Here is a 21,769-nt window from a genome sequence, read left to right as displayed (position 1 = left end):
GCGGCATCCGTCGCTCAGGTCAGTTCGCCGAGAAGTCGTACCAGCGGCCGACGACGCGTTTGCCGATCCAGCCGAAGATGGCGAAGATCACGACGCCGAGCAGGGCCGCGACGATGATGGCCGCGAACAGCTCGGCCGACTGCAGGCGCGAGGTGTAGGTGCTGAGCAGCGAGCCGAGGCCCGGGTCGCCGCGGCGGAAGAAGAAGTCGCCGACGATGGCGCCGACGACGGCGAGTCCGGCCGAGATGCGCATGCCGGCGAAGATCGCGGGCAGGGCCGCGGGGAACTCGAGCTTCGTGAGCACCGTCCAGCGGCCGGCGCGCTGCAGCTGGAACAGCTCGCGTTGGCCGCGGTCGACCGACTGCAGGCCGAAGAGGGTGTTCGACACCATCGGGAACAGGGCGATCATGACGCAGACGATGATGCGCGCCGGGTAGTCGAAGCCGAACCAGAAGCCGATCAGCGGCACGAGCGCGAGGATCGGGATGCACTGCAGCACCACGGCATAGGGGTAGAGCGAGCGCTCGACCCACTTCGCCTGGCTCATCGCCACCGCCCAGCCGACGCCGATCACGATCGCGATGGCGAGACCGATCAGCGCGACGAACGTGGTGCGGCTGAGGGCCAGCATGATCTCGCCGAACACCTTCGGGTCGAAGAACGCCGCGAGCACCTCGTGCGGCGGCGGAACGAGGAACCGGCGCTTCTCGTCGAGGATGAGGTAGCTCACGGCATACCAGACGAGCAGGAAGCCGACGAAGACCGCGACCGGGGGCCCCCAGGTGGCGGCGGGATTCGTGGACTTGCGCACCGTCGCCGGCCGCATGATGGTGCGGGTCTTGGGCGGGGCCGGGGGAGTGGTGGTCATCAGCTGTGGCCCTCTCGGAGTGCGTGGGAGACCTTGCCGCAGAGTTCGGCGAACTCGGCGGTGAACCGGATCTCGGGGTCTCGGGGGAACGGGAACTCGACCGGGAACTCGTCGACGATCTTTCCGGGCCGGCCCGACATGACGATGACGCGGGTGGAGAGGTAGACGGCCTCGGAGACCGAGTGGGTGATGAACAGGCCCGCGAACTGCTGCTCGGTGAAGAGCTTGATCAACTCGTCGTTGAGGCGCTCGCGCGTGATCTCGTCGAGAGCGCCGAACGGCTCGTCGAAGAGGAACAGCTCGGGGTCGAGGGTGAGCGAGCGGGCGAGGCTCGTGCGCATCTTCATGCCGCCCGAGAGCGTCTTCGGCAGGTGCTTCTCGAAACCGCTGAGCCCCACCAGGTCGATCGCGTCTTTGGCGGTGGCCGCGCGCTGCTTCTTGGGAATGCCGTTGAGCTCGGCGAGCAGCTCGACGTTCGACTGCACGTCGCGCCAGGGCAGCAGCGTGGCGTCTTGGAAGACGTAGCCGATGCGGGTGGTGTCGACCTGGGTCACGCCTTCGGTGGCGGGAGTGAGGCCCGACGCGATGCGGAGCAGGGTGGACTTTCCGCAGCCCGACGGGCCGACGACGGTGACGAACTCGCCGCGGTTCACCGTCAGCGACACGCCCGAGAGCGCCGTGGTGCCGTTCGGAAAGGTCATGGCGACGTCGTCGAAGTGGAGCAGTTGATCGGTCTTCGTCGTGGGAGCAACAGGGGTGGCGATGGACATGGAGCTTCTCACCTCGTTTCGAGAATTGGAGCGCTGACGGATGGTTCGGGGCGGGTGGGGGCGGAGAGCACGGCGATGTGGCGGGTGACCTCGCTGTGGGCGACGAGCCGGCCCTCGTGCACGACGTAGCGGTCGGCGGAGGCGTTCGCGATGACCTCGGAGAGGCTCGAACCGCGCACGGCGAGCAGCTCGGCCTTCGCGCCGACCTGCACACCGGCATCCGGAAGGCTCATCACCGAGCGGGCGCCGGAGCTCACCGCGGTGTAGGCCTCGTCGAGGGTGAGGTGCGCGGCGGTGACGAGCAGTGAGGCCGTTTCGAGGGCGTCGCTGCGGCCGACCGGGTTGAACGGGTCGCGCACGTTGTCGGCGCCGGCGCCGAGTCGCACGCCGGCGTCGAGCAGGGCGCGCACGGCCGTGAGGCCGCGGGGAGTGCTGACCGTGTGCTCCCAGCCCTGTAGGTAGAGGTTGGTGATGGGCAGGGTGACGACGCCGATGTCGCTGGCGACGATCTCGCCGATCAGCCCGTCGAGTTCGGCGGTCTGCATGGTGCCGAGGCGCACGCAGTGACCGGCGGTGGCGGGCCGGCTCGACGGCCAGTCGCGCACCACGGCGGCGAGGGTGTGCATCGTGACGGCGCCGTCGAGGCTCTCGTCGGTGTGCATGTCGACGCCGACACCACGATCGGTGGCGAGGGAGAGAAGGCGGCGTAGGTCGGCATCCGGGTCGTCGGCGAGGTGCGGTGCTCCGCCGACGAGGTCGACGCCGAGGTCGAGGGCTTCGAGCACGGCCTCGGAGGGCACGTGCGGGCCGGCGAGAGCGACGAGTTCGAGGTCGAGCAGGCCGCGCAGCTCGTCGCGCACCTGCACGAGAGCCCGCACGCCGCGCATCGGCTCGTCGCCGTGCAGCACGTCGACGTGGCACCGGATGGCGGTGGTGCCGTTGGCGAGCATGGCGAGCGCCTGTTCGCGGGCCCGGTCGGCGATGCTCTCGACGGTCATGGTGGCGGCGTAGGCCTTCCACGACTCGATGGCGAGCACGAGGTCGCCCATCGGGGGGTTGATGACATCCCACGACAGCGCCTTGTCGAGGTGGGCGTGCGGCTCGGCGGGGGCCGTGAGCAGCAGGAAGCCGTCGAGGTTGAGGGTGGTGGCGGGGTCGGTTGCGGTCGGCTCTCGGGTTGCGCCGTTCGCGGGGCCGTCCGAGCCGGCCGGCGTCACACGGGTGACGGTGTCGCCCGTGATCTCGACGTCGACTCGCGAGCCGTCGGGCAGCGTCGCATCCGTCAGTCTCGTGAGCTGAAGGGGGAGCACGTGCATCGAATCGAACTCCCCGCTCGGTGGTGGGCTGTTCGGCCCGGGTTGATGATCATCTCGACGCTGGGGTGATCGGTGCTGGATGTTGATGGGTTCAACATGGCTCACGCTACGGACGGCGCGTTTCCGGCGCGTAACGCAAAGATTTCCGAATGTAAATTGCGGCGACATCCGATTTCGCGCGTCGGGATGTTCGTGGTTACTGTCTGTGGAGACCCGTGCCGATCGGGTCGTCGACGCGCGGCGAACGCGCGTGCTCGGAGCGCTCGAAGCGGAAGGGGGTGCGCCATCACATCCGGAAGCGTCGCCCTCGACGAGCAGACCGAACGCCTCGGTGCGCGCATCCGCTCGTTCCGTCAGGCGCGGGGTCTCACGCTGGTCGAGCTGGCGCGGCTCGCGCAGTTGTCGCATCCGTTCCTCAGCCAGCTGGAACGGGGTCAGGCGCGGCCCAGCATGGTGTCGCTCGAACGCATCGCGCGGGCGCTCGGCTCGAGTCAGATCGAGCTGATCGCCGCGGCGACCGACGACCTGGTGCCGGGTGAGGGCGACTCGCGCGTGTCGCTGGTGCGGTCGATGGAAGGCCCGCAGGGGCCGTTCGGCGGCGGCGAGGCGCGCATCCTGGTGCACGGCGAGGTGTCGTTCATCCCGATGGAGTTCCGGGGTTCGAACCGGTCGCCGGGGGAGTTCTACCGGCACGACGAAGACGAGTTCTTGCACGTGGTGAGCGGCCGGGTGCTGGTCGATCTGGCCGACGACGGCGAGTTCGAGCTGATGCCGGGCGACTCGATCCACTACGCCGGTGGCACCCTGCACCGCTGGTGCTCGCTCGCCGAGGGCGATTACCACCTGTTCATCGTGAAGGAGCGGAGGTTCGGGTCATGACGGCTTCACCCCTGACCGAGATCGACGCCGTCGTCACCCTGGCCCGCCAGGTGGCCGAGGGGGTGGTGCTGCTCGAGCTGCGCGCGGTCGACGGCAGCGACCTGCCGGCGTGGACGCCCGGAGCGCACCTCGACGTGGTGGTGCAGCCCGGCGTCGAGCGGCAGTACTCGCTCTGCGGAGACCCGGCCGACCGGTCGCGCTACCAGATCGCCGTGCTGCGCGAGCCCGACGGCCGGGGCGGATCGGAGCACCTGCACGCACACGTCGGCGTCGACACCGAGCTGCGGGTGCGGGGGCCGCTGAACCACTTCGAGCTGGGGTTGCCACCTGGGGTGGGCGGGGGCGGTTTGGCGGGTGGGGGGTCGACGGGTGGTTCGTCGGCTGGTGGGGGGTCGGCTTCGGGCGGCTCGGCTGGCGGTGCGTCGGCGACGTATGCGTTCGTCGCCGGGGGGATCGGCATCACGCCGATTCTGCCGATGATCCGTGCCGTCGAGGCCGCCGGAGCCCCATGGACGCTGGCCTACGCCGGGCGCTCGCTCGAACGGATGCCGTTCGTCGACGACCTCGTCGAGCAGTACGGCTCGCGCGTGTCGGTGTACACCTCCGACGAGGGCCGGCGGTTCGACGTCGCGTCGCTCGACGCGGTGGTGTCCGGGGTCGAAGACGTGGAGGCATCCGGATCGCCCGTCGCCGTCTACGCCTGTGGGCCCGCGCGCATGCTCGCGGCCCTCGAGGCTCAGGCGCAGGAAGCCGGCTGGCCGCGGGGCACGTTGCACCTGGAGCGTTTCGAGGCGCGCGAGGTCGCCGAACCGGTGCGCCAGGAGGCGTTCGAGGTCGAGCTCGAGCTGTCGGGGCTCACGCTCGAAGTGCCGCCGGACCGGTCGATCCTCGACGTGGTCGAGGAAGCCGGGGTGCTCGTGCTGTCGTCGTGCCGCGAGGGCACCTGCGGCACCTGCGAGACCCCCGTCGTCTCGGGCGAGGTCGAGCACCGCGACTCGGTGCTCACCCCCGACGAGCAGGAATCCAACGAGGTCATGATGATCTGCGTCTCACGCGCCGCCTGCCCGCGGCTGGTGCTGGAGCTGTGAGGGTGCTGGGGCTGTAGCTGTGCTTGTTGCTGCGGGGCCGCTGCGGCGCGGCGGCTCCGCAGCCGGCGCCGCCGCCTCTGCGGCGCCGGGCGACATGTGACGGCGCGGTCGCTGGCGCGGCCACGCCGTCACCCTGGGTCGTCGAGTAGGGCCCGTCGCGTTGCGCCGCCGTGCCGTCAATGCGGCAACCGCAGTGCGCGCGTCGTGCCTGCCGTGCGCGCCGCTCGGCGCCGTGCCGCGTGCCGCGCCGCGCCGCGCCGCCGCGCCGCGCCGAGCGCCGTGCTAAGTGTCCTGCCCTCCGCGTTGCTCGTCCCCCCTCTGCCCCACCCACTCGCCGAGAAGTCACTTTTCGTTGCATCCGGCCCCGTTTTGCACCGAGTGTTGACGTCTCGCGGCCCGGGTGTCGCGTAGTGCCGGTGGCTTTGGCTCCGCATGCCCACCTCGTGCCGAGGAGTCACTTTTCGTTGCATCCGGCTAGATTTTGCGGCGAATGTTGACGTCTCGCGGGGCCGGGTGTCGCGTGGTGTCGGCGGCCTTGGCTCCGCGTGCCCCATTCCGCGCCGAGAAGTCACTTTCCGTTGCACTCGGCGGTGTTTTGCGGCGAATGTTGAGGTCTCGCGGGGCCGGGTGTCGCGCGGTGCCGGCGGGTTGGGTTCACGGCGCCCGCACCGCGCGCGGAGACACTTTTCGCGGCATCCGGGTGGGTTTTTCAACGGATTGTGACTTGTCGCGAAGGTGTCGGACGTTCGTGGGTGGGGCGGGGGCACGGGGATGTGCGTGGGGTCCGTCCGCGACGACCCGAGTCGAGCGCGTGGCCGCGTCAGCGACCGCGGACTCGGGAGTGTCTCGGGGTGCCGACGGGTTGGGGTGGGGCTGCCAACACCCCTTACCGAGAAGTCATGTTCCGTTGCATCGGGCTGGGTTTTGCAACGAATGTTGACGCTTCGGGAGGGCGAACGGTGCTTCGAGACGGGTGCGGCACGGGAGTGCACGCGACGGGCCGTACTCAACGACCCAGACTGAGCGCGTGGCCGCGCAACGACCGCGCGCTCAGGTGTCGCGGCGCGCCGCAGAGGCGGCGGCGCGCCCCGGTGCAGCCGCGCGAAGCACGGCCGCACCGGCAGCAAGCACAGCACCGAGCACAGCTAGCGCAGCAGCCCGTTCAGGGCTGCTGCCAGCTCCCGCTCGTCGTGCGACACGAGCTGGTAGTCGCGCACGACGACACGACCGGCGACGACGACGTGCTTGGGGCGTCGGCCGGGAGAGGCCCAGAGCAGGCCGGCGACGGGGTCGGCGACGCCCGCGTCGGCGACGCCGGTGACGTCCCAGATGCAGAGGTCGGCGGCGGCACCGGGGCGCAGGTGGCCGAGTTCGGAGCGGCCGAGGCCCCGCGCCGAGCCTTCCGACGCCATCGAGAGCACCGTGCGGGCGTCGATCGGCGGGCCCGCGAGCGGGGCGACCTGCATGGCGAGGCGGGCGTCGGCGAGGAGGTGGCCGGCGTCGTTGCTGCCTCCGCCGCTCGTGCCGAGCCCCACCGGGATGCCGGCAGCGAGCAGCGCGGCGACCGGAGCGATGCCCCAGCCCATCGGCAGGTCGCATCCCGGTGCGTGGGTGGCGGTGACGCCGCGGGCGGCGAGCAGCGCGATCTCGTCGGCCGTCACGGCGCAGAGATGCGCAAGGGTGACGTCGTCGGCGAGCCAGCCCCACTCGTCGAGCAGTTCGATCGGGCGGCGGCCGTGGCGCTCGAGGGCGATGGCCACGTCGACCTGCTCGTTCGCCTGCGTGCGGCGGCGCAGCCCGCGCCGGGAGGCCACCTCGCCGAGCAGTCGGAACGTCTCCTCGCTGTCGCTGTGCACGCCGGCCGGGCCGACCGCGAGCTGCAGCATGCCGTCGGCGGTGACCCCGCCCGGCGCATCCGGAACCAGGGCCTCGGCGATCGCATCGGCCGACGCGGCGGCCTGCTCGGGGTCGTCACGCGCCGACCCGCGCACGAACGCGAGCCGGCCCCCGAGTTCGCGCGCGGCCTGGGCCGTCGCACGCGCGATGCCGACGGTGTCGCTGCCGGCCGGCCAGGTGAGGTGGTGGTCGGCGACCGTCGTCACGCCGTCGAGCAAGCCCTCGGCCACGCCCACGAGGGCGGCCGCTCGTGCCAGTTCGGGATCGATGCCGACCGCGGCATACGCTTCGGCCATGGTGGGCAGCCAGACGTGCATCGGCACCCCGCGTGTGCCCGGGAGGGTGCGGAAGGCGCTCTGCAGCAGGTGGTGGTGGGCGTTGACGAGTCCAGGAGTCACGATGCATCCCGAGGCGTCGAGACGGATGACGGGGTCGCCGGGCGCGTCTGGCGAGCGGTGGGCAGCGATAGCGGCATCGCTCTCGGCACCGGGCGCCAGCACCACGTCGGTGAGCACGAGGTCGGGGGCGCCCGATGCGGCATACGTGCCGCGACCGCCCCCGTCACCGCGGGACTGGACCGTGTCGTTCTGCGCGTCGAAGACGATGTGGGCCGCGTCGTGGATGAGGAGCATGGTGAATTTCTAACACTTTCATGTGTCAGGCTGATGACAGGCGAGATCGCACGACCCGGGCGATCCGATCGGCGGAAAGCGCGGTGACGGCATGCTCGAACTGGCGGAATCGCTGCTCGCCGCGCTCGCGGGTGGGCACCGGCTCGCGGTGGCCACGGTGATCGAAGTCGATGGCAGCGCGCCCCGGGCGCTCGGCACCTCGATGGCGGTCGACGACGCCGGCCAGGTGATCGGCAGCATCTCGGGCGGATGCGTCGAAGGGGCCGTCTACGACGCGTGCACGCGGGTGCTCGACACCGGCGACGCCGAGATCTGCGAGTTCGGGTTCACCGACGACGACGCCTTCGCCGTCGGGCTCTCGTGCGGCGGCCGGTTGACGGTGTTCGTGCGCGAGCTCGGGCCGCCGGATGCGCGCAACGAGCTGCCCGCGGCCGTTCGGGGTGAGCTGGAGCGGGCCGCCACCGGGCAGGCGACCGGGATCGCGCTCCTCGTGCCGGCCGACGTCGGCGACGAGATGGTGCTGGTGGCGGCGCACGAGCGGGCCGAGGCCGCGGATTCGGGAGGCGCGGGCGAGGCGGCCGGCGTCAGTCATGACGGCGAGAGCAATGACGGCGAGGAGCTCGACAGCGATGGCGCCTCCGACCGCGAGGACATCGGCCCATCCGGGAACCCTGACCGCGAAGACATCGACATCGAGGCCAACCACGACGGCGAGCACGGCGACCGCGGTCGCGACGTCGACGAGGCTGCCGCGGCGGGCGCGCTCGCTGCCGACATCCGCTCGCGGGTCGCGACCGAGCTCACGGCCGGCATCCACGCCGGACGCTCCGTGCGACGCCGCATCGACTGCGAGGGAACGACGGTCGAGGTCGTGCTGCTCGTCAGCTCGCCGCCGCCGCGCATGATCATCTTCGGCGCCGTCGACTTCTCGGTCGCCCTCTCACGCGCCGCCGCCCTGCTCGGCTATCGCGTCACCGTGTGCGACGCGCGACCCGTTTTCGCCACCGCGACCCGCTTTCCGGGCGCCGAGGTCGTCAACCAGTGGCCCACCGACTACCTGCGGCAGACGGTTGTCGACGAGCGCACCGCCCTGTGCATCCTCACGCACGACGACAAGTTCGACGTTCCCCTCATCGAGGCGGCGCTCTCGCTCCCGGTAGCCTACGTCGGCGCGATGGGGTCGCGCGCCACCCACGACCGACGGGTGGCCAAGCTCCTCGAACGCGGTCTCGACGAAGCAGCACTCGCGTCGCTGCACTCGCCGATCGGCCTCGACCTCGGGGCGGCGTCGCCTGAAGAGACGGCGGTGTCGATCCTGGCCGAGATCCTCGCGGCCCGGAACGCCTCGAGCGGTCGGTCGTTGCGCTCCACCTCGGGCCCGATCCATCGGGCGGCGGCGGAGGCCGCAGGATCCCGCGCGGCACGACAGGCCGCGCTGACGCCGGCCCCCGGCCTCGCCAACCGCCCAGACGACCGGAGGTGACGGTGTCCGCACGCACGATCATCGAGAATGCGTATGTCGCCACGGTCGATATAGCCGGAACGGAATATGCCTCCGGCCATGTGGTCATCGACGGGGCCGAGATCGTCGCGGTCGGGCCCGGTGCCCCGCCGTCGTGGGCGGTCGAGGGTCGAACGGCCCCGGATGTCGCGGCGGCGGCATCCGCGATTCTGCTCGGCTCTCAGGCGACACAGCCGACGTCGGCGCACGAAACCCAGCCGCAGGCGGCGCCCCTCTCGGTCGAGCGGATCGACGCCACCGGCCACCTCCTCACCCCCGGACTCATCAACACCCACCACCACCTCTACCAGTGGCTCACCCGCGGCATCGCGCAAGACGCCATTCTGTTCGACTGGCTCACGGCGCTCTACCCCACCTGGTCGCGCATCACCGCCGACACGGTCGGCGCCGGGGCGCTCGGCGGCATGGCCGTCGGGGCCCTGTCGGGGTGCTCGACCATGGGCGACCACCACTACGTCTTCCCGCAGGGTGCGGGCGACATCCTGGGCAGCATCGTCGAGGCGGCCGGCACCCTCGGGGTGCGACTGCACGGCACCCGCGGCTCGATGGATCTCGGCCGGTCGCAGGGCGGCCTCCCGCCCGACTTCGCCGTCGAGACCACGGCCGACGCGTTGCAGGCCAGTGCGGATGCCGTGGCGCGCTGGCACGACCCGTCTCGCGAGGCGATGGTGCAGATCGCGATCGCCCCGTGCTCGCCGTTCTCGGTGACGGCCGGCCTGCTGCGCGAATCCGCCGTGCTGGCCCGTTCGCTCGGCGTGCGCCTGCACACCCACGGCTCGGAGACGGTGGAAGAAGACGCCTACTGCCTCGAGCGGTTCGGCCGCACGCCGACCGACTACCTCGACGACCTCGGCTGGCTCGGAGACGACGTGTGGATGGCGCACTGCGTGCACCTCGACGAGCACGCCATCGGCCGGTTCGCGGCCACCGGCACCGGGGTGGCGCACTGCCCCTCGTCGAACGCCCGGCTCGCCGCGGGGATCGCGCCCGTGCCGCAGCTCCTGGCGGCCGGCGTTGCGGTCGGGCTCGGCGTCGACGGCTCGGCGTCGAACGAATCGGGCCAACTCGGAACCGAGATCCGGATGTCGGTGCTCGTGAATCGGCTGCGCGTTGGTGCTTCGGCCATGAGCGGACGAGACGGCCTCTATCTCGCCACCATGGGCGGCGCGCGCGTGCTCGGGCGAAGCAACGAGCTGGGCTCGATCGAGGTCGGCAAGCTGGCCGATCTGGCCCTGTGGAAGGTCGACGGGGTCGAGCACGCCGGCATCGTCGATCCCGTCGCCGCGCTGACGCTCGGCGCTCAGCCGCCGCTGGCGCTTCTGCTGGTGAACGGTCGCGCGGTGGTGCGCGAGGGGTCGCTCGTGCGGGCCGACGAGCGGGATGTCGCCCGGCGGGTGTCGGCCGCGGTGGCCACCCTTCTCGACGCCTGACCCACCGCCTCGCCGCGACCTCGAGCGAGCCGGTCGGCGATGAATTCGCCGCCGGGTGTCGACTCCGGGGTGATCGCGCCCGTACTCTGATCCCGTGAAGGTGCAGCGCTGCAACGAGCAAGAGAGCGGGAGCGCGTGGGAACGCGTGGATTCGACCTTTCGCGTCTTCCTCTATCGAGGAGAGGGCCCGTTCGCGACCGAAGCGCATGACGTGTCGGATGCCACACTCACCGAGACCCTCGCGTGGGCCGAGAAGAACGCCGGCAACGAGCGCCTGTTCGCCATCGCCCTCGTGTCGGAGGATGCCTACGGCGAGACGGGGCTCACGTGGCTCGTCGGTATCGACGCCAACCGCTCGCCGCACGACACCGTGGAGCGCCGGCTCTTCAACGAGCTCTACCGGCAGACGAACGGGTCGATCGCCGAGCACGGGCGGCGCGTGCGGCAGTGAGCGCGGGCTCGCGGGCGGTCGGGCGCGAGCAGTCGTTCGGATCGGATGAGTAGTCGAGCAGCCGTTCGGCCGTTCAGTCGTCCAGTTGTTCACAGGCCGACGAGCAGCGAGATCGCGATCGCGATCATGATCACGGCGATGAGGCCGTCGAGCACCCGCCAGGCCACGGGGCGCGCGAACACGGGTCGCAGCAACCGTGCGCCGTAGCCGAGCGCGGTGAACCAGATCACGCTCGCGACGGCGGCGCCCGCCCCGAACAGCCACCGCGAGTCACCGTGGGAGTTCGCGACCGACCCGAGCAGAACGATCGTGTCGAGATAGACATGGGGGTTCAGCCAGGTCAGCGCGAGGCAGGTCGCCACCGTCGCCGCCAGACCCACGGATGCGCGGCCCGCGTCGGGCGCCAGGGTCGCCGATCGTAGAGCCCGCCTCGCCGCCAGCAGGCCGTAGATCACCAGGAAGACCGCGCCTCCGATGCGCACCACGGTCATGAGCAGCGGCAGCCCCGAAATCGCGAGGCCCACCCCGCCGATGCCGGCGGCGATCAGGGCGGCGTCGGACAATGCGCAGACTGCGACGACCGCGAGCACGTGTCGTCGGAGCAATCCCTGCCGCAGAACGAAGGCGTTCTGGGCTCCGATCGCCACGATGAGCGAGAGGCCGAAGCCGAATCCGGCGAGGGCGGCGAACGGATCGGGCGAGGCGGAGGCGAGAGCGACGGGCACATCTCGACGGTAGGGCTCGAGGCATCCGAAGCCAAGCTAATGATTCTGATGCTGCATTAGCATTGCTTCATGCAGTGGGATCTGGCGCAGCTCGCGGCCCTCAGCGCTGTCGTGTCGGAGGGCACGTTCGAAGCGGCGGCCCGGGCGCTCAACATCACCCCGTCGGCGGTGAGCCAGCGGGTGAAGGCGCTCGAGTCGAGCGTCGGGCGCGTGCTGCTGCAGCGCACGAAGCCGGTGCGGGCGACGGAATCGGGCGAGGCGGTGCTGCTGCTCGCCCGGCAGTTCGAGACGCTGTCGCACGACGCGATGGCGGGACTGGGCGTCGAGGAGGTCGACGAGGGCGCGGAGGGCGCGGAGACCCTCAACGGCACGGGCGGGAATGGCACCGGCGGGATCGGTACGGGCGGGAATGGCACCGGCGGGCTGCCACGACGACCGCTCGTGCGGATGCCGATCGCCGTGAATGCCGATTCGCTCGCCACCTGGCTGCTTCCGGCGTTGGCCGAGCTGTCGACCGTGATCGCGTTCGACTTGTTTCGCGAAGACCAGGGGCACACGACTGCGCTGCTGCGCGACGGAACCGTGATGGGTGCCGTGACCGACGTCGCTCAGGCGGTGCAAGGGTGCTCGTCGACCCCTTTGGGGGCGATGCGCTATCGGCCGATGGCGAACCGGTCGTTCGCCGCGCGGTGGTTCGGCGGGGGAGTGACGCCGGCGGCGCTGGCGGATGCCCCGGTGGTGGTGTTCGACCGGCGCGACCAGCTTCAGGACCGCTACCTGGCGGCCGCGACCGGCGGTGTCGTCTCTCCGCCGCGGCACTACGTGCCGGCGTCGGCCGACTTCGTCGAGGCGGTGCGGCTGGGATTCGGCTGGGGCATGGTTCCCGACCTGCAGAGCGGGTGGGTGGCGAACGCCGGGTTCGACGGGCAGCAGACCTATTTGAAGCGGTTCGGGAGCGGTGCCGCGGGCGACGCGGTGCGCGCTGCGGCGGGCGCTGCCTCGTGGCGGCAGGACTCCGAGCTGGTCGAGCTCGACCCTGCCGGAGCCATCGACGTGCCGTTGTACTGGCAGCAATGGCAGCTGCACACCCGCTCGCTCGAAAGGGTGGCGTCCGCCATCCGTTCGGCGGCCCACGACGTTCTCCGCCCGCTGGCGTGAACCGCGGGTAGTTCGCCTGCTGGGTATCACGCTCGGTCGCTGAGCATCCTCCAGATACGGTCGCGCGACATCGGCAGTTCGTGCGGACGCACACCAATCGCATCGCGGATGGCGTTGGCCATCGCGGCCGCCACGGGGTTGTAGGGGGCCTCGCTCATCGACTTGGCGCCGAACGGGCCGATGTCGTCGTCGGTCGCAGCGAAGTAGACCTCGGTGGCCGGGATGTCGGCCATCTGAGGCACATGGTAGCTGCGGAAGACCTGCGTGGTCACCAGCCCCTCGTCGAGGATCATCTCTTCGTAGAGCGCCGACCCGATCGCCTGAGCGACCCCGCCCTCGATCTGGCCGCGCAGCTGCTCGGGGTTCATGATGAAGCCCGGGTCGGCGGTGTGCACCGACTGCAAGATGCGCACCTCGCCCGTGGCGGAGTTGACCGCCACCCGGAACGCGTGCACGTTGAAGGCGAGCGACCGCTTCGCGCCGTCTTCGCTGCCGTGAGCGGTGATCGACCCGCCGCCCGCCGCCGCGATGTCGGTGAGGGGCACGAAGGTCGCCCCGATCTGCACGCCGCCCGGTTCGAGGTGACCCTCGCTCCACTCGCCGGCGAGCTGCGACGCCGTGCGCAGGATCTCGGTCTTCAGCTTCTCGGCCGCCGAGTAGAGCGCTTTGCCGGCGACGACGATTCCCGCGGAACCGAAGGCTCCGGTGTCGTAGCGCGCGGCATCCGTGTCGGACTGCCGGATGCGGATGCGATCGGCCGAGGTGCCCAGCACGCTCGACGCGATCTGGGTGTGCACGGTGGTGGTGCCGTTGCCGAACTCCGACGTGCCGACCCCGGCCAGATAGCCGCCGTCGCTCTCGAGGGTCATGCTCGCCTCGGAGAAGTGCCCGCGCGGCGGCATGGTGGCGATCATCGTCGACGCCATGCCGGTGCCCACCGACCACTCGCCGCCGCTCGGTGCCGCGTTCTGCTGGGCGCCGCGCTGCAGGGCGGTCTGGGTGAGGTCGAGGCACTGGTCGAGACCGTAGCTGCCGAAGACGAGGTCGTCGCCCTCGACGTGGGTGGCCACGAGCGGCTCGCCCGGCCTCACCACATTGAGGCGCCGCACCTCGAACGGATCGATGCCGAGCTGGATCGCCAGTTCGTCCATCGCGGATTCGATGCCGAACACGACCTGACCGAGGCCGTAGCCGCGGAAGGCTCCGGAGGGGATGTTGTTGGTGTAGACAACCTCGGCGTCGACCTTCTTGTTCGGCGCCGAGTAGAGGCTCACCGTCTCGCCGACGCTGTGGAACATGACGCCGGGGCCGTGGTTGCCGTAGGCCCCGGTGTCGCTCAGCACGTCGACCGCGATGGCGGTCAGCTTGCCGTCGCGGGTGGCTCCGAGCTCGACCTTCACGCGCATCGGATGCCGGCACGGCGCCATGGTGAACTCGTCGCTGCGCGTGAACTCGAACTGCACCGGACGACCGGTCTTCAGCACGGCGAGCGTCACGACGTCTTCGGTGAGGATCTCCTGCTTGCCGCCGAACCCGCCGCCCACCCGGGCGGTGAACACGCGCACGCGCTCGGGGGCGAGGTCGAAGATGTGGCTGATCTCGTCGCGCACGAGGAACGGCACCTGCGAACTGGTGCGCAGCACGAGGCGTTCGTCGTCGTCGAGCCAGCCGATCGTTCCGTGGGTCTCGAGCGCGGTGTGCGAGACACGGTGGGTCTGCCAGGTGCCCGACACCCGGGCGTCGGCGGCGGCGAGCCCCTCTTCGACCGAACCGATCTCGGTGTGCACGGCGGCGATCACGTTGCGTTCGGGTTCGGCCACTCGCGACACCGAGCTGGGCTTGTCGGCGTGCAGCAGCGGGGAACCCGGCCGGCGGGCCTGCTCGGGGTCGAAGACGGCCGGCAGCAGCTCGTATTCGACCTCGATCAGACGGCAGGCCGCCTCGGCGATCGCGATCGAATCGGCCACCACCCCCGCGACGCGCTGCCCGCGGAACCGCACCACCGTGTCGAACACCCGCGTGTCGTCGGGGTCGTCGGTGCGGAACTGGTGCCGGGCGGTGGAGAACAGGGTGGCCGGCGAGTCGGCTGCCGTGAGCACGGCGTGCACGCCCGGCAGCGCCTCGGCGGCCTTCGTATCGATCGAGAGGATGCGCGCGTGGGCGTGCGGGCTCTGCAGCAGCTTGAGGTGCGTGACGCTGGGAACGGCGACATCGAGGGTGTAGGGCTCGCGCCCGCTGACGATGCGCGGCCCGGCGGGAGCGCCGACCGACGTGCCGACGGTGAGCGGGGTGGGCTCGCTCGCCGGCGCGAGGCGGGGCACGTCTACGATCGTGGTGGCCCCGGCTGCCGGCGCGGCTGTGGGTTCGGCCGTCGCCGGTCCGGCGTCGGCGCTCGCCGTGGTCGTCGTCGACGCCTCGCCCGCCCCGGCCTTGCCTGTCCGCCGCACGGCGCCGGGGCCCGGGGCCTGCGCGTGCGCGTGCTCAGGCTCATGCTCATCGCCATCGTGCGCGCGCCCCGCGTGCCCCACGTGCCCTCCGCAGTCGTGCGCGGCACCGGCCGCCTCGCAGACGCCCTGCCGGATGGACTGCTCGACCGCACGGTAGCCCGTGCACCGGCAGAGGTTGCCCTTCATGAGCCTTGGCAGGTCGTCGAGGTCGGTCGGCTTCAGCGTGGTGGCGGTCACCACCATGCCCGCGGTGCAGAACCCGCACTGAAAGCCCGCGTTCTCGACGAAGCTGCGCTGCACCGCACTGAGGTCGCCCGGATCGCCGAGGCCGGCGACCGTGGTGACGATCTTGTCGGCCGCGCGATAGGCCGGATAGACGCAGGAGTGCACCGGCAGCCCGTCGACGATCACCGAACAGGCGCCGCAGTCACCCGAGTCGCAGCCCTTCTTGACCTCGAAGTTGCCCTGGTCGCGGATGAAGGTGCGAAGGCACTGACCGGGGCCGGGCTCCGCCTCGACCTGCGCGCCGTTCATGATGAACCTCATCGGATCTCCTCCGGCTCGATCGACGAATGCGCCCCCGACGCCGCAGCAGGCGCAGCAGGCGCAGCAGGCGCAGCAGGCGCAGCAGGCGCAGCAGGCCCGGCGGGCGCGGCGAGCTCGGTCAGCACCTCCGCCGCCAGCACCCCCGACACCGCCCGCCGCCAGTCGGCGGCGCCATGCGGGTCGGTGAACCAGGTGTCGATGGCGTCGATGTCTCTGACCAGGGTCGTCGCATCCGGTGCCGTCGCGTAGCGCAGTTGCTCCGGATGCACCGTCGCACCCGACACCGTCAGCGTGAAGCCGCCGTCGGTGTCGAGCCGCCCGATGACGACCGCACCTGAGCGGCCGAGCGGCGACAGCGCGATCTTGCGATAGGCGGTTCGAGCGTCGAGTGACGACTGCGGCACGATCAGTGCGCGGAGCACGTCGCCGGGCGCCAGCGCGTTGGTGCCGTTGCCCGTGACGAAGGAGGCGACCGGAATGGTCTCGTCGCTGCCGTCGGCGCGCCAGACCAGGGCCTCGGCGTCGAGCGCCGAGAACAGCGAGGTCATGGGCCCGGCCGGCAGTGAGGCGCAGATGTTGCCGCCGACGGTCGCCACGTTCCACACCTTGAACGAGCCGAGCAGCGCGGTGCAGCACTGGAAGAACAGCGGATGCGCCGGCCAGCCTCGGTCGTCGGGCAGGGAGGCGAGCTCGGCGAGCGTGCAGGTCGACGCCACCTCGAGCCCCGCTGCGGTGACCGTGAGCGAGGGCCAGCCGAACTCCATCAGATCGACGAGGCCGGTGAGGTGGTTCTGGGTCTCGGAGAACAACCAGGAGCCGCCGGCCAGCGGAGCGACGGTGGCGCCGAGAGCCGCCAGGTCGTCGCGGCGGCGGGCGGGCAGGATGCTCGCGATGGTGTTCAGATCCACGTGGTGCTCCGATCGAAGGGGTGCTGCACCATTAGTAGACCCCAGCAATGTGTCTGCTGTGTAACGTGGGCGATTCTGTGCGCGTTTCGCGGCCACGGCACGATTGTGGAGAACTAGTCGGGCGGGGTCGGTCAGCTGATCAGCCGATCGAGGCCACCCACTCGGTCGAACCGTCGGAGAACGCCTGTTCCTTCCAGATCGGCACCTCGGCCTTGACCGCGTCGACGAGCGCTGAGCAGGCCGCGAACGCCTCGGCGCGATGCGGCGACGACACGGCGCAGGCGAGGGCGACGTCGCCGACCACGAGATCGCCGATGCGGTGGGCCACCGCCACCGCGACATCCGGATGCTCGTCGGCGATGCGGGTGGCGACGGCGCGGATGACGTCGGGCGCGCTGGGGTGCCCGGTGTAGCTCAGTGCGTCGACCGCGCGGCCGTCGTCGTGGTCGCGCACGACACCCGCGAAGGTGACGACGGCTCCCGAGCGGGCGGAGCCGACCGCGTCGGAGCACTCCTCGACGCTGATCGGGGTGTCGGAGACGCGGGCGAAAGCCACTCGATCGCCCGCCGTTCCGCCGATGTCAGTCGGGTCTGCCATGGTCACCTCCATGAATCTGATCCACGAGATGATCGAGCAGCGGACCGAGCACGTCGAGTCCGTCACGCACTCCGCCCGACGACCCCGGGAGGTTGACGATCAACGAGCCGCCGGCCACTCCGGCGATCCCGCGCGAGAGCACCGAGAGCGGCGTGTGGGCGGTGCCGACCCGCCTGATCTGCTCGGCGATGCCCGGCAGTTCGATGTCGAGCAGCGGCCGGGTCTGTTCGGGCGTGCGATCGGTGGGCGAAACCCCGGTGCCGCCGGTCGTGATGACCACGGCCGCGCCGCTCTCGATCGCCGCGCGCAGGGCGTGGCCGACCGGGTCGCCATCGGGCACGACCGTCACGGTCGGCCGCCACCCGCGTTCGTCGAGCCAGGCGGCGATCACCGGCCCGGTGGTGTCGTCATAAACGCCCGCCGCCGCGCGGTTCGAGGCGACCACCACGTGCGCGGCGCGTGTCATTCCCGGCTCCAGTCGCCGCTCGCGCCGCCCGACTTCGACAGCACCTCGATGTCGGTCACGCGGGCCGACCGGTCGACGGCCTTGATCATGTCGTACACGGTGAGGGCGGCGACGGATGCCGCGGTGAGAGCCTCCATCTCGACTCCGGTCACCCCGGTCGTCTTCACCGTCGTCACGATGCGCACCGACGACTCGTCGGTCGTGAAATCGACCGTGACGCCCGAGACGGGCAGCGGGTGGCAGAGCGGAATGAGGGCCGACGTCTGCTTCGCCGCCATGATGCCGGCCAACCGTGCCACGGCCAGAGCCTCGCCCTTGGGTAGTTCGCCGGCCACGAGCAGGGCGATGACATCGGGGCGGGTGTGCAGCACGGCCTGGGCCGACGCGATGCGCGCGGTCACGGGCTTGTTCGACACGTCGACCATGTGGGCCGCGCCATCCGGTCGCACGTGCGTGAGGGCGTCGCTCTCAGCCATCGATCCTCCAGTAGTCGAGTTCGTCGCCGAGGGCGACGTCGGATGTGCCGATCGGCACGTGCACCAGCACGGTCGACTCCGCGTAGGAATGCAGCAGATGGCTCGAGGGGCCGCCGACGAGTTCGAGCGTTCCGTCGTCGTGCACGATGCCCCGCCGGAGCTGGTGGCTGCCGGGGGGCGACGTGAACGGATGCGCCGCGCGCCCGCGCCTCGATTCGCGCAGAGCCGGTGCGACTCCCAGTGCTGTCAGCAGGGCGGGTCGGAGGAAGGCTTCGAACGACACGAGTGCGCTCACCGGGTTGCCGGGCAGGCTCACGACAGGAAGCTCGCGGGTGGGCGAGAGCCGGGCGAGCCCGAAACCCTGGGGGCCACCGGGTTGCATGGCGACCTTCATGAAGTCGACGCCGAGAGGGCCGAACGCGTCGCGCACGACCTCGCGGGTGCCGGCGCTCACCCCGCCGACGGTCACGACGAGGTCGACGCCGGGCGCCTCACGGTCGACGATGGCGAGCAGGTCGGCGGCGTCGTCGGAGCGGCACGGCACAGCGGTCACGGCGCAGCCGATGCTCTGCAACGCGAAGGTGAGAGCGGGAGTGTTCGCGTCGTAGATCTGGCCGGGCAGCAGTTCGGTGCCGGGGTCGCGGATCTCGTGTCCGGTCGAGATCAGCAGCACGCGCGGCCGCCGCCGCACGGTGACGCTGGTCGCGCCGGTGCCCGCGATGACGCCGAGCTGGGCGGCGCCGAGTCGAGTGCCGCGACGCAGCAGCACCTGTCCGCTGCGGATGTCGCTGCCGGCGGTGCGCACGAACGTGCCCGCCTCGACGGGGTCGACGAACCCGACCGTGGGTGCGAGTTCAGGGCGCATGCCGCCCGCCGACGGCTCCGACAAGGCAGGGAGCTCTGGGAACGCCGGGAACACCGGCGGGTCGGCGCGCTCGATCGGCACCACGGCGTCGGCACCCGCCGGGATCGGGGCGCCCGTCATCACGGGCGTGGCCGTTCCCACGGCGTGCTCGGCGAACGGGTCGCCTGCGGCAACGCGTGCCGCGACGGGGAGCCGAACCGGTGCGTCCGAGGTCGCCGTCGAGAGGTCGGCGGCGAGAACGGCGTAACCGTCCATCTGCGAGTTGTCGAAGGAGGGCAGGCTCGAGGGAGCGATGATGTCTGACGCGAGCACCCGCTGCGCGAAGGCGGCCGGATCGCCGGTGAGCGCCGCCGGTGTGATCGACAACTCCTCCGAGCCGAGCGATGCCGAGATCGTGCCGACGAGGGCCGTCACGTCGCGGCGATGATCGTCGATCGTGCGCATGCTCCCAGTGTGTCAGGCCTGGGCGGGCTTGTCGCGCAGCCGGCGCACGTCGCGCAGCGGCACTGCGCCGGTGCACGGCAGGGCGATGAGGTCACCCTCGGCCAGGTCGACCGGCAGCGGCAGAAGCAGCGGTTCGTCGTCGCTCGTCACGCTGTGGCAGCGTGCAAACGTCTTGCGCGCGGTCGACGCCCGCCCCACGAGACGTGCCTCGGTGGGCTCGGCGTGGGCCCGGCACAGTTCGCCGTCGACGACCACGTCGCGCTCTCCGGATGCCGCCCCGCCACGCAGTTCGACGCTCAGCACGCGCACCACCACCACCGAGGCGTCATGCAGGGGAGACGGCCGCCCGTGCGTGCCCGGCACGACGGCTGCCGCGACGTGCACGCACGGGGTGCCGCACACGTCGACCAGACGCATCAGCGAGATGCCGGCGACCACGACATCGGTGGTGGTGGCCACCGTGTGCTCGGGCCAGCGGTCGGCGACCAGGGGGTCAGGGATGCTGCGACGCAGCGACGGGAGGATGTTCGTGAGGGTCATCGGTCACTCGTGCGGAGCGGGTCGTGAATTCGTCATGACTCAGCTCTACGCTCGGTCGCGGCGCGGGTGGCGCGCCCTAACGATTCCCTGTCGCGGCGGGCGGCGAATCCGACGAAGACCTGACGGCCCCGGCTCGGTCGGATCTGATGACGGCCACTTCCGACCCGAGACATCCGCTTCTCGACCAGCGGAGCGACCACCCCGTCGACCCACCGCGTAGGCTCTACCCATGAGCGTCGTCATCGGTATGCCGCACCTGCGCCCCGCCGCGGCGGGCGGAGCAGGCGGCACCGGGCGCGCCGACGGCACGACGGTGGCCCCAGGCGCGACGAGCGGCACCCGGCCCGTGATGGCGCTGCCGGCCGATCGGCCCGCGGCATCCGCTCTTCTCGACCGCTTCGGCCGCGAGGCGACCGACCTGCGCATCTCGCTCACCGACCGCTGCAACCTGCGCTGCACATATTGCATGCCGGCCGAGGGACTGCCGTTCCTCGCCCCGCCCGCGCTGATGTCGCTCGACGAGATCACCCGGTTCGCCCGCATCGCCGTCACCCAGTTCGGGGTGCGCCAGGTGCGCTTCACCGGCGGTGAGCCGCTGCTGCGCAAAGACCTGGTCGAGATCGTGCGTGCCGTCGCCGCCCTCGACCCTCGACCCGAGATCTCGCTCACCACGAACGCGATCGGCCTCTCCAGCCGGGCGCAGGCGCTCGCCGACGCCGGGCTCGACCGCATCAACGTGTCGCTCGATTCGATCCACCCCGAGACCTTCGCCAAGATCACCCGCCGGCCCTTCCTCGACCGCGTGCTCGGCGGCATCGACGCGGTGCGCGCGGCGGGCCTCCGCTCCACCAAGATCAACGCCGTGCTGATGCCCGGCATCAACGACCACCAGGCGGTCGAACTGCTCGAGTGGGCGCTCGCCGGCGGTCACCAACTGCGGTTCATCGAGCAGATGCCGCTCGACGCCGACCACACCTGGGAGCGCGAGTCGATGATCACGGCGGCGGGCATCCGCGAGCGGTTGGGCGTGCGTTACCTGCTCACCGCCGACGACGCTCCTCGCGACGGCGCGCCGGCAGAGCTCTTCGAGGTGCGCGAGCGCGCGCTCGGCTCCGATTCACCGGTGCTCGGCCTCGTCGGCATCATCGCCTCGGTCAGCGAGCCGTTCTGCGCCGACTGCCGCCGCACCCGGCTGACCGCCGAGGGTGCCGTGCGGAGCTGCCTCTTCTCGCACACCGAGACCGACCTGCTCGGCCCCCTGCGTGCCGGCGCCGACGACACCGAGCTCGCCGATCTCTGGCGGTCGGCGATGTGGGCCAAGCCCTCGGGCCACCAGATGAACGCGGCCGGATTCACCCAGCCCGACCGCCCGATGAGCGCGATCGGCGGCTGATGGGGGTCACGGTCCGATACTTCGCCGCGGCGAAGGCCGCCCTCGGCGTGGGCGAAGAGACGCTCGACGCCGACGGTCAGAGCATCGGTGCCCTGCTGATCCAGCGGGCGACGGATGCCGCGGCCGCAGCCGATCCCGCCGCCACGAGCCCCGGCGCCGATGTGACCGCCGTGCTCGCACGGTGCTCGTTCCTGCACAACGGCCACGCCACCACCGATCGCGCGACCGAGCTCGCCGACGGCGACACCCTCGACGTGCTGCCGCCGTTCGCGGGCGGCTGACGCGCCCGGCTGACGCGCCCGGCTCACGCCAGCAGTTGACGCGCCCGGCTCACGCCACCAATGCGCCCAC

At 71.2% G+C, this 21,769-nt stretch carries 20 protein-coding genes; 8 read left to right on the top strand and 12 right to left on the bottom strand.

The window, feature by feature from the left end; genetic code table 11:
* Positions 1–19: 19 nt before the first annotated feature.
* Genes N1032_RS11265 through N1032_RS11255 form a run of 3 tightly spaced genes read right to left on the bottom strand, consistent with a single transcriptional unit; the run spans position 20 to position 2,954 of the window.
* The gene (locus N1032_RS11265; protein WP_259539157.1) at positions 20–868 is read right to left on the bottom strand and encodes an ABC transporter permease; all 849 of its coding nucleotides are present in this window, start codon (positions 866–868) and stop codon (positions 20–22) included.
* Entirely contained in the window at positions 868–1,638 is a 771-nt protein-coding gene (locus N1032_RS11260) for an ABC transporter ATP-binding protein (RefSeq protein WP_259539156.1), read from the bottom strand. Before N1032_RS11260 ends, N1032_RS11265 begins: the two co-directional genes overlap by 1 nt.
* 8 nt (positions 1,639–1,646) lie before the next feature.
* Complete coding sequence (locus tag N1032_RS11255) at positions 1,647–2,954, bottom strand: amidohydrolase family protein (RefSeq protein ID WP_259539154.1); 1,308 nt, start codon at positions 2,952–2,954, stop codon at positions 1,647–1,649.
* A gap of 192 nt (positions 2,955–3,146) precedes the next feature.
* Between N1032_RS11255 and N1032_RS11250 the strand changes: the two genes are divergently transcribed.
* Together N1032_RS11250 and N1032_RS11245 are read left to right on the top strand one after the other, a co-directional pair.
* Positions 3,147–3,833 (top strand): helix-turn-helix domain-containing protein, encoded by a 687-nt coding sequence (locus N1032_RS11250; RefSeq protein WP_259539153.1) that lies wholly within the window; start codon positions 3,147–3,149, stop codon positions 3,831–3,833.
* Positions 3,830–4,921 (top strand): PDR/VanB family oxidoreductase, encoded by a 1,092-nt coding sequence (locus N1032_RS11245; protein ID WP_259539152.1) that lies wholly within the window; start codon positions 3,830–3,832, stop codon positions 4,919–4,921. Before N1032_RS11250 ends, N1032_RS11245 begins: the two co-directional genes overlap by 4 nt.
* Before the next feature lie 1,145 nt (positions 4,922–6,066).
* Here the strand turns inward: N1032_RS11245 and N1032_RS11240 are convergent.
* A complete protein-coding gene (locus tag N1032_RS11240; RefSeq protein WP_259539151.1) occupies positions 6,067–7,449 on the bottom strand; it encodes an amidohydrolase family protein in 1,383 nt (460 codons plus the stop codon).
* Positions 7,450–7,540: 91 nt separating this feature from the next.
* Between N1032_RS11240 and N1032_RS11235 the strand changes: the two genes are divergently transcribed.
* The 3 genes from N1032_RS11235 (at position 7,541) to N1032_RS11225 (ending at position 10,852) form a co-directional block, all read left to right on the top strand.
* Positions 7,541–8,932 carry an XdhC family protein gene (locus N1032_RS11235; RefSeq protein WP_259539150.1) on the top strand — a complete coding sequence of 464 codons (1,392 nt, stop codon included), beginning with the start codon at positions 7,541–7,543 and terminating at the stop codon, positions 8,930–8,932.
* A gap of 2 nt (positions 8,933–8,934) precedes the next feature.
* A complete protein-coding gene (locus N1032_RS11230; protein ID WP_259539149.1) occupies positions 8,935–10,401 on the top strand; it encodes an 8-oxoguanine deaminase in 1,467 nt (488 codons plus the stop codon).
* A gap of 94 nt (positions 10,402–10,495) precedes the next feature.
* Positions 10,496–10,852, top strand: coding sequence for a hypothetical protein (locus N1032_RS11225; protein WP_259539147.1), 357 nt, complete (start codon positions 10,496–10,498; stop codon positions 10,850–10,852).
* An 89-nt stretch (positions 10,853–10,941) separates the two neighbouring features.
* On the opposite strand, the gene N1032_RS11220 is transcribed toward N1032_RS11225, so the two are convergent.
* Entirely contained in the window at positions 10,942–11,577 is a 636-nt protein-coding gene (locus tag N1032_RS11220; protein ID WP_259539145.1) for a LysE/ArgO family amino acid transporter, read from the bottom strand.
* A gap of 69 nt (positions 11,578–11,646) precedes the next feature.
* Between N1032_RS11220 and N1032_RS11215 the strand changes: the two genes are divergently transcribed.
* On the top strand, positions 11,647–12,735 hold the full coding sequence (locus tag N1032_RS11215; protein WP_259539144.1) for a LysR family transcriptional regulator ArgP: 1,089 nt from the start codon (positions 11,647–11,649) through the stop codon (positions 12,733–12,735).
* 26 nt (positions 12,736–12,761) lie between these two features.
* Here the strand turns inward: N1032_RS11215 and N1032_RS11210 are convergent, their stop codons facing one another.
* From N1032_RS11210 to N1032_RS11180, 7 genes are all read right to left on the bottom strand, one after another.
* Positions 12,762–15,728, bottom strand: coding sequence for a molybdopterin-dependent oxidoreductase (locus N1032_RS11210; RefSeq protein ID WP_259539142.1), 2,967 nt, complete (start codon positions 15,726–15,728; stop codon positions 12,762–12,764).
* Positions 15,725–16,636 (bottom strand): FAD binding domain-containing protein, encoded by a 912-nt coding sequence (locus N1032_RS11205; protein WP_259539141.1) that lies wholly within the window; start codon positions 16,634–16,636, stop codon positions 15,725–15,727. Before N1032_RS11205 ends, N1032_RS11210 begins: the two co-directional genes overlap by 4 nt.
* A gap of 139 nt (positions 16,637–16,775) precedes the next feature.
* Positions 16,776–17,234: a molybdenum cofactor biosynthesis protein MoaE gene (locus N1032_RS11200; RefSeq protein ID WP_259539140.1), complete on the bottom strand. Its 459-nt coding sequence runs from the start codon at positions 17,232–17,234 to the stop codon at positions 16,776–16,778.
* A complete protein-coding gene (locus N1032_RS11195) occupies positions 17,218–17,700 on the bottom strand; it encodes a MogA/MoaB family molybdenum cofactor biosynthesis protein (RefSeq protein WP_259539139.1) in 483 nt (160 codons plus the stop codon). The genes N1032_RS11200 and N1032_RS11195 overlap by 17 nt, the downstream gene beginning before the upstream one ends.
* On the bottom strand, positions 17,697–18,176 hold the full coding sequence (gene moaC / locus N1032_RS11190; RefSeq protein ID WP_259539138.1) for a cyclic pyranopterin monophosphate synthase MoaC: 480 nt from the start codon (positions 18,174–18,176) through the stop codon (positions 17,697–17,699). Before moaC ends, N1032_RS11195 begins: the two co-directional genes overlap by 4 nt.
* Positions 18,169–19,485 carry a molybdopterin molybdotransferase MoeA gene (locus tag N1032_RS11185; RefSeq protein WP_259539137.1) on the bottom strand — a complete coding sequence of 439 codons (1,317 nt, stop codon included), beginning with the start codon at positions 19,483–19,485 and terminating at the stop codon, positions 18,169–18,171. Before N1032_RS11185 ends, moaC begins: the two co-directional genes overlap by 8 nt.
* 12 nt (positions 19,486–19,497) lie before the next feature.
* Positions 19,498–20,025 (bottom strand): hypothetical protein, encoded by a 528-nt coding sequence (locus tag N1032_RS11180; RefSeq protein WP_259539136.1) that lies wholly within the window; start codon positions 20,023–20,025, stop codon positions 19,498–19,500.
* 229 nt (positions 20,026–20,254) lie between these two features.
* On the opposite strand from N1032_RS11180, the gene moaA reads away from it, so the two are divergent.
* On the top strand, positions 20,255–21,418 hold the full coding sequence (gene moaA / locus N1032_RS11175; protein WP_407933028.1) for a GTP 3',8-cyclase MoaA: 1,164 nt from the start codon (positions 20,255–20,257) through the stop codon (positions 21,416–21,418).
* Complete coding sequence (locus tag N1032_RS11170; protein WP_259539135.1) at positions 21,418–21,699, top strand: MoaD/ThiS family protein; 282 nt, start codon at positions 21,418–21,420, stop codon at positions 21,697–21,699. The genes moaA and N1032_RS11170 overlap by 1 nt, the downstream gene beginning before the upstream one ends.
* The last annotated feature ends 70 nt before the right edge of the window (positions 21,700–21,769 follow it).

This window comes from Herbiconiux daphne (assembly GCF_024979295.1).
GTDB classification, from domain to species: domain Bacteria; phylum Actinomycetota; class Actinomycetes; order Actinomycetales; family Microbacteriaceae; genus Herbiconiux; species Herbiconiux daphnes.
The sequence above is the reverse complement of the archived record's forward strand: the minus strand, read 5'-3'. Positions and strand labels throughout refer to the sequence as shown.

What these genes read in the sequence shown, in the direction of transcription:
- N1032_RS11265 (WP_259539157.1), bottom strand. Translation starts at nt 868, where the DNA reads ATGACCACCACTCCCCCGGCCCCGCCCAAGACCCGCACCATCATGCGG.
- N1032_RS11260 (WP_259539156.1), bottom strand. Translation starts at nt 1,638, where the DNA reads ATGTCCATCGCCACCCCTGTTGCTCCCACGACGAAGACCGATCAACTG.
- N1032_RS11255 (WP_259539154.1), bottom strand. Translation starts at nt 2,954, where the DNA reads ATGCACGTGCTCCCCCTTCAGCTCACGAGACTGACGGATGCGACGCTG.
- N1032_RS11245 (WP_259539152.1), top strand. Translation starts at nt 3,830, where the DNA reads ATGACGGCTTCACCCCTGACCGAGATCGACGCCGTCGTCACCCTGGCC.
- N1032_RS11240 (WP_259539151.1), bottom strand. Translation starts at nt 7,449, where the DNA reads ATGCTCCTCATCCACGACGCGGCCCACATCGTCTTCGACGCGCAGAAC.
- N1032_RS11235 (WP_259539150.1), top strand. Translation starts at nt 7,541, where the DNA reads ATGCTCGAACTGGCGGAATCGCTGCTCGCCGCGCTCGCGGGTGGGCAC.
- N1032_RS11215 (WP_259539144.1), top strand. Translation starts at nt 11,647, where the DNA reads ATGCAGTGGGATCTGGCGCAGCTCGCGGCCCTCAGCGCTGTCGTGTCG.
- N1032_RS11210 (WP_259539142.1), bottom strand. Translation starts at nt 15,728, where the DNA reads ATGAGGTTCATCATGAACGGCGCGCAGGTCGAGGCGGAGCCCGGCCCC.
- N1032_RS11200 (WP_259539140.1), bottom strand. Translation starts at nt 17,234, where the DNA reads ATGGCAGACCCGACTGACATCGGCGGAACGGCGGGCGATCGAGTGGCT.
- N1032_RS11195 (WP_259539139.1), bottom strand. Translation starts at nt 17,700, where the DNA reads ATGACACGCGCCGCGCACGTGGTGGTCGCCTCGAACCGCGCGGCGGCG.
- moaC (WP_259539138.1), bottom strand. Translation starts at nt 18,176, where the DNA reads ATGGCTGAGAGCGACGCCCTCACGCACGTGCGACCGGATGGCGCGGCC.
- N1032_RS11185 (WP_259539137.1), bottom strand. Translation starts at nt 19,485, where the DNA reads ATGCGCACGATCGACGATCATCGCCGCGACGTGACGGCCCTCGTCGGC.
- N1032_RS11180 (WP_259539136.1), bottom strand. Translation starts at nt 20,025, where the DNA reads ATGACCCTCACGAACATCCTCCCGTCGCTGCGTCGCAGCATCCCTGAC.
- moaA (WP_407933028.1), top strand. Translation starts at nt 20,255, where the DNA reads ATGAGCGTCGTCATCGGTATGCCGCACCTGCGCCCCGCCGCGGCGGGC.
- N1032_RS11170 (WP_259539135.1), top strand. Translation starts at nt 21,418, where the DNA reads ATGGGGGTCACGGTCCGATACTTCGCCGCGGCGAAGGCCGCCCTCGGC.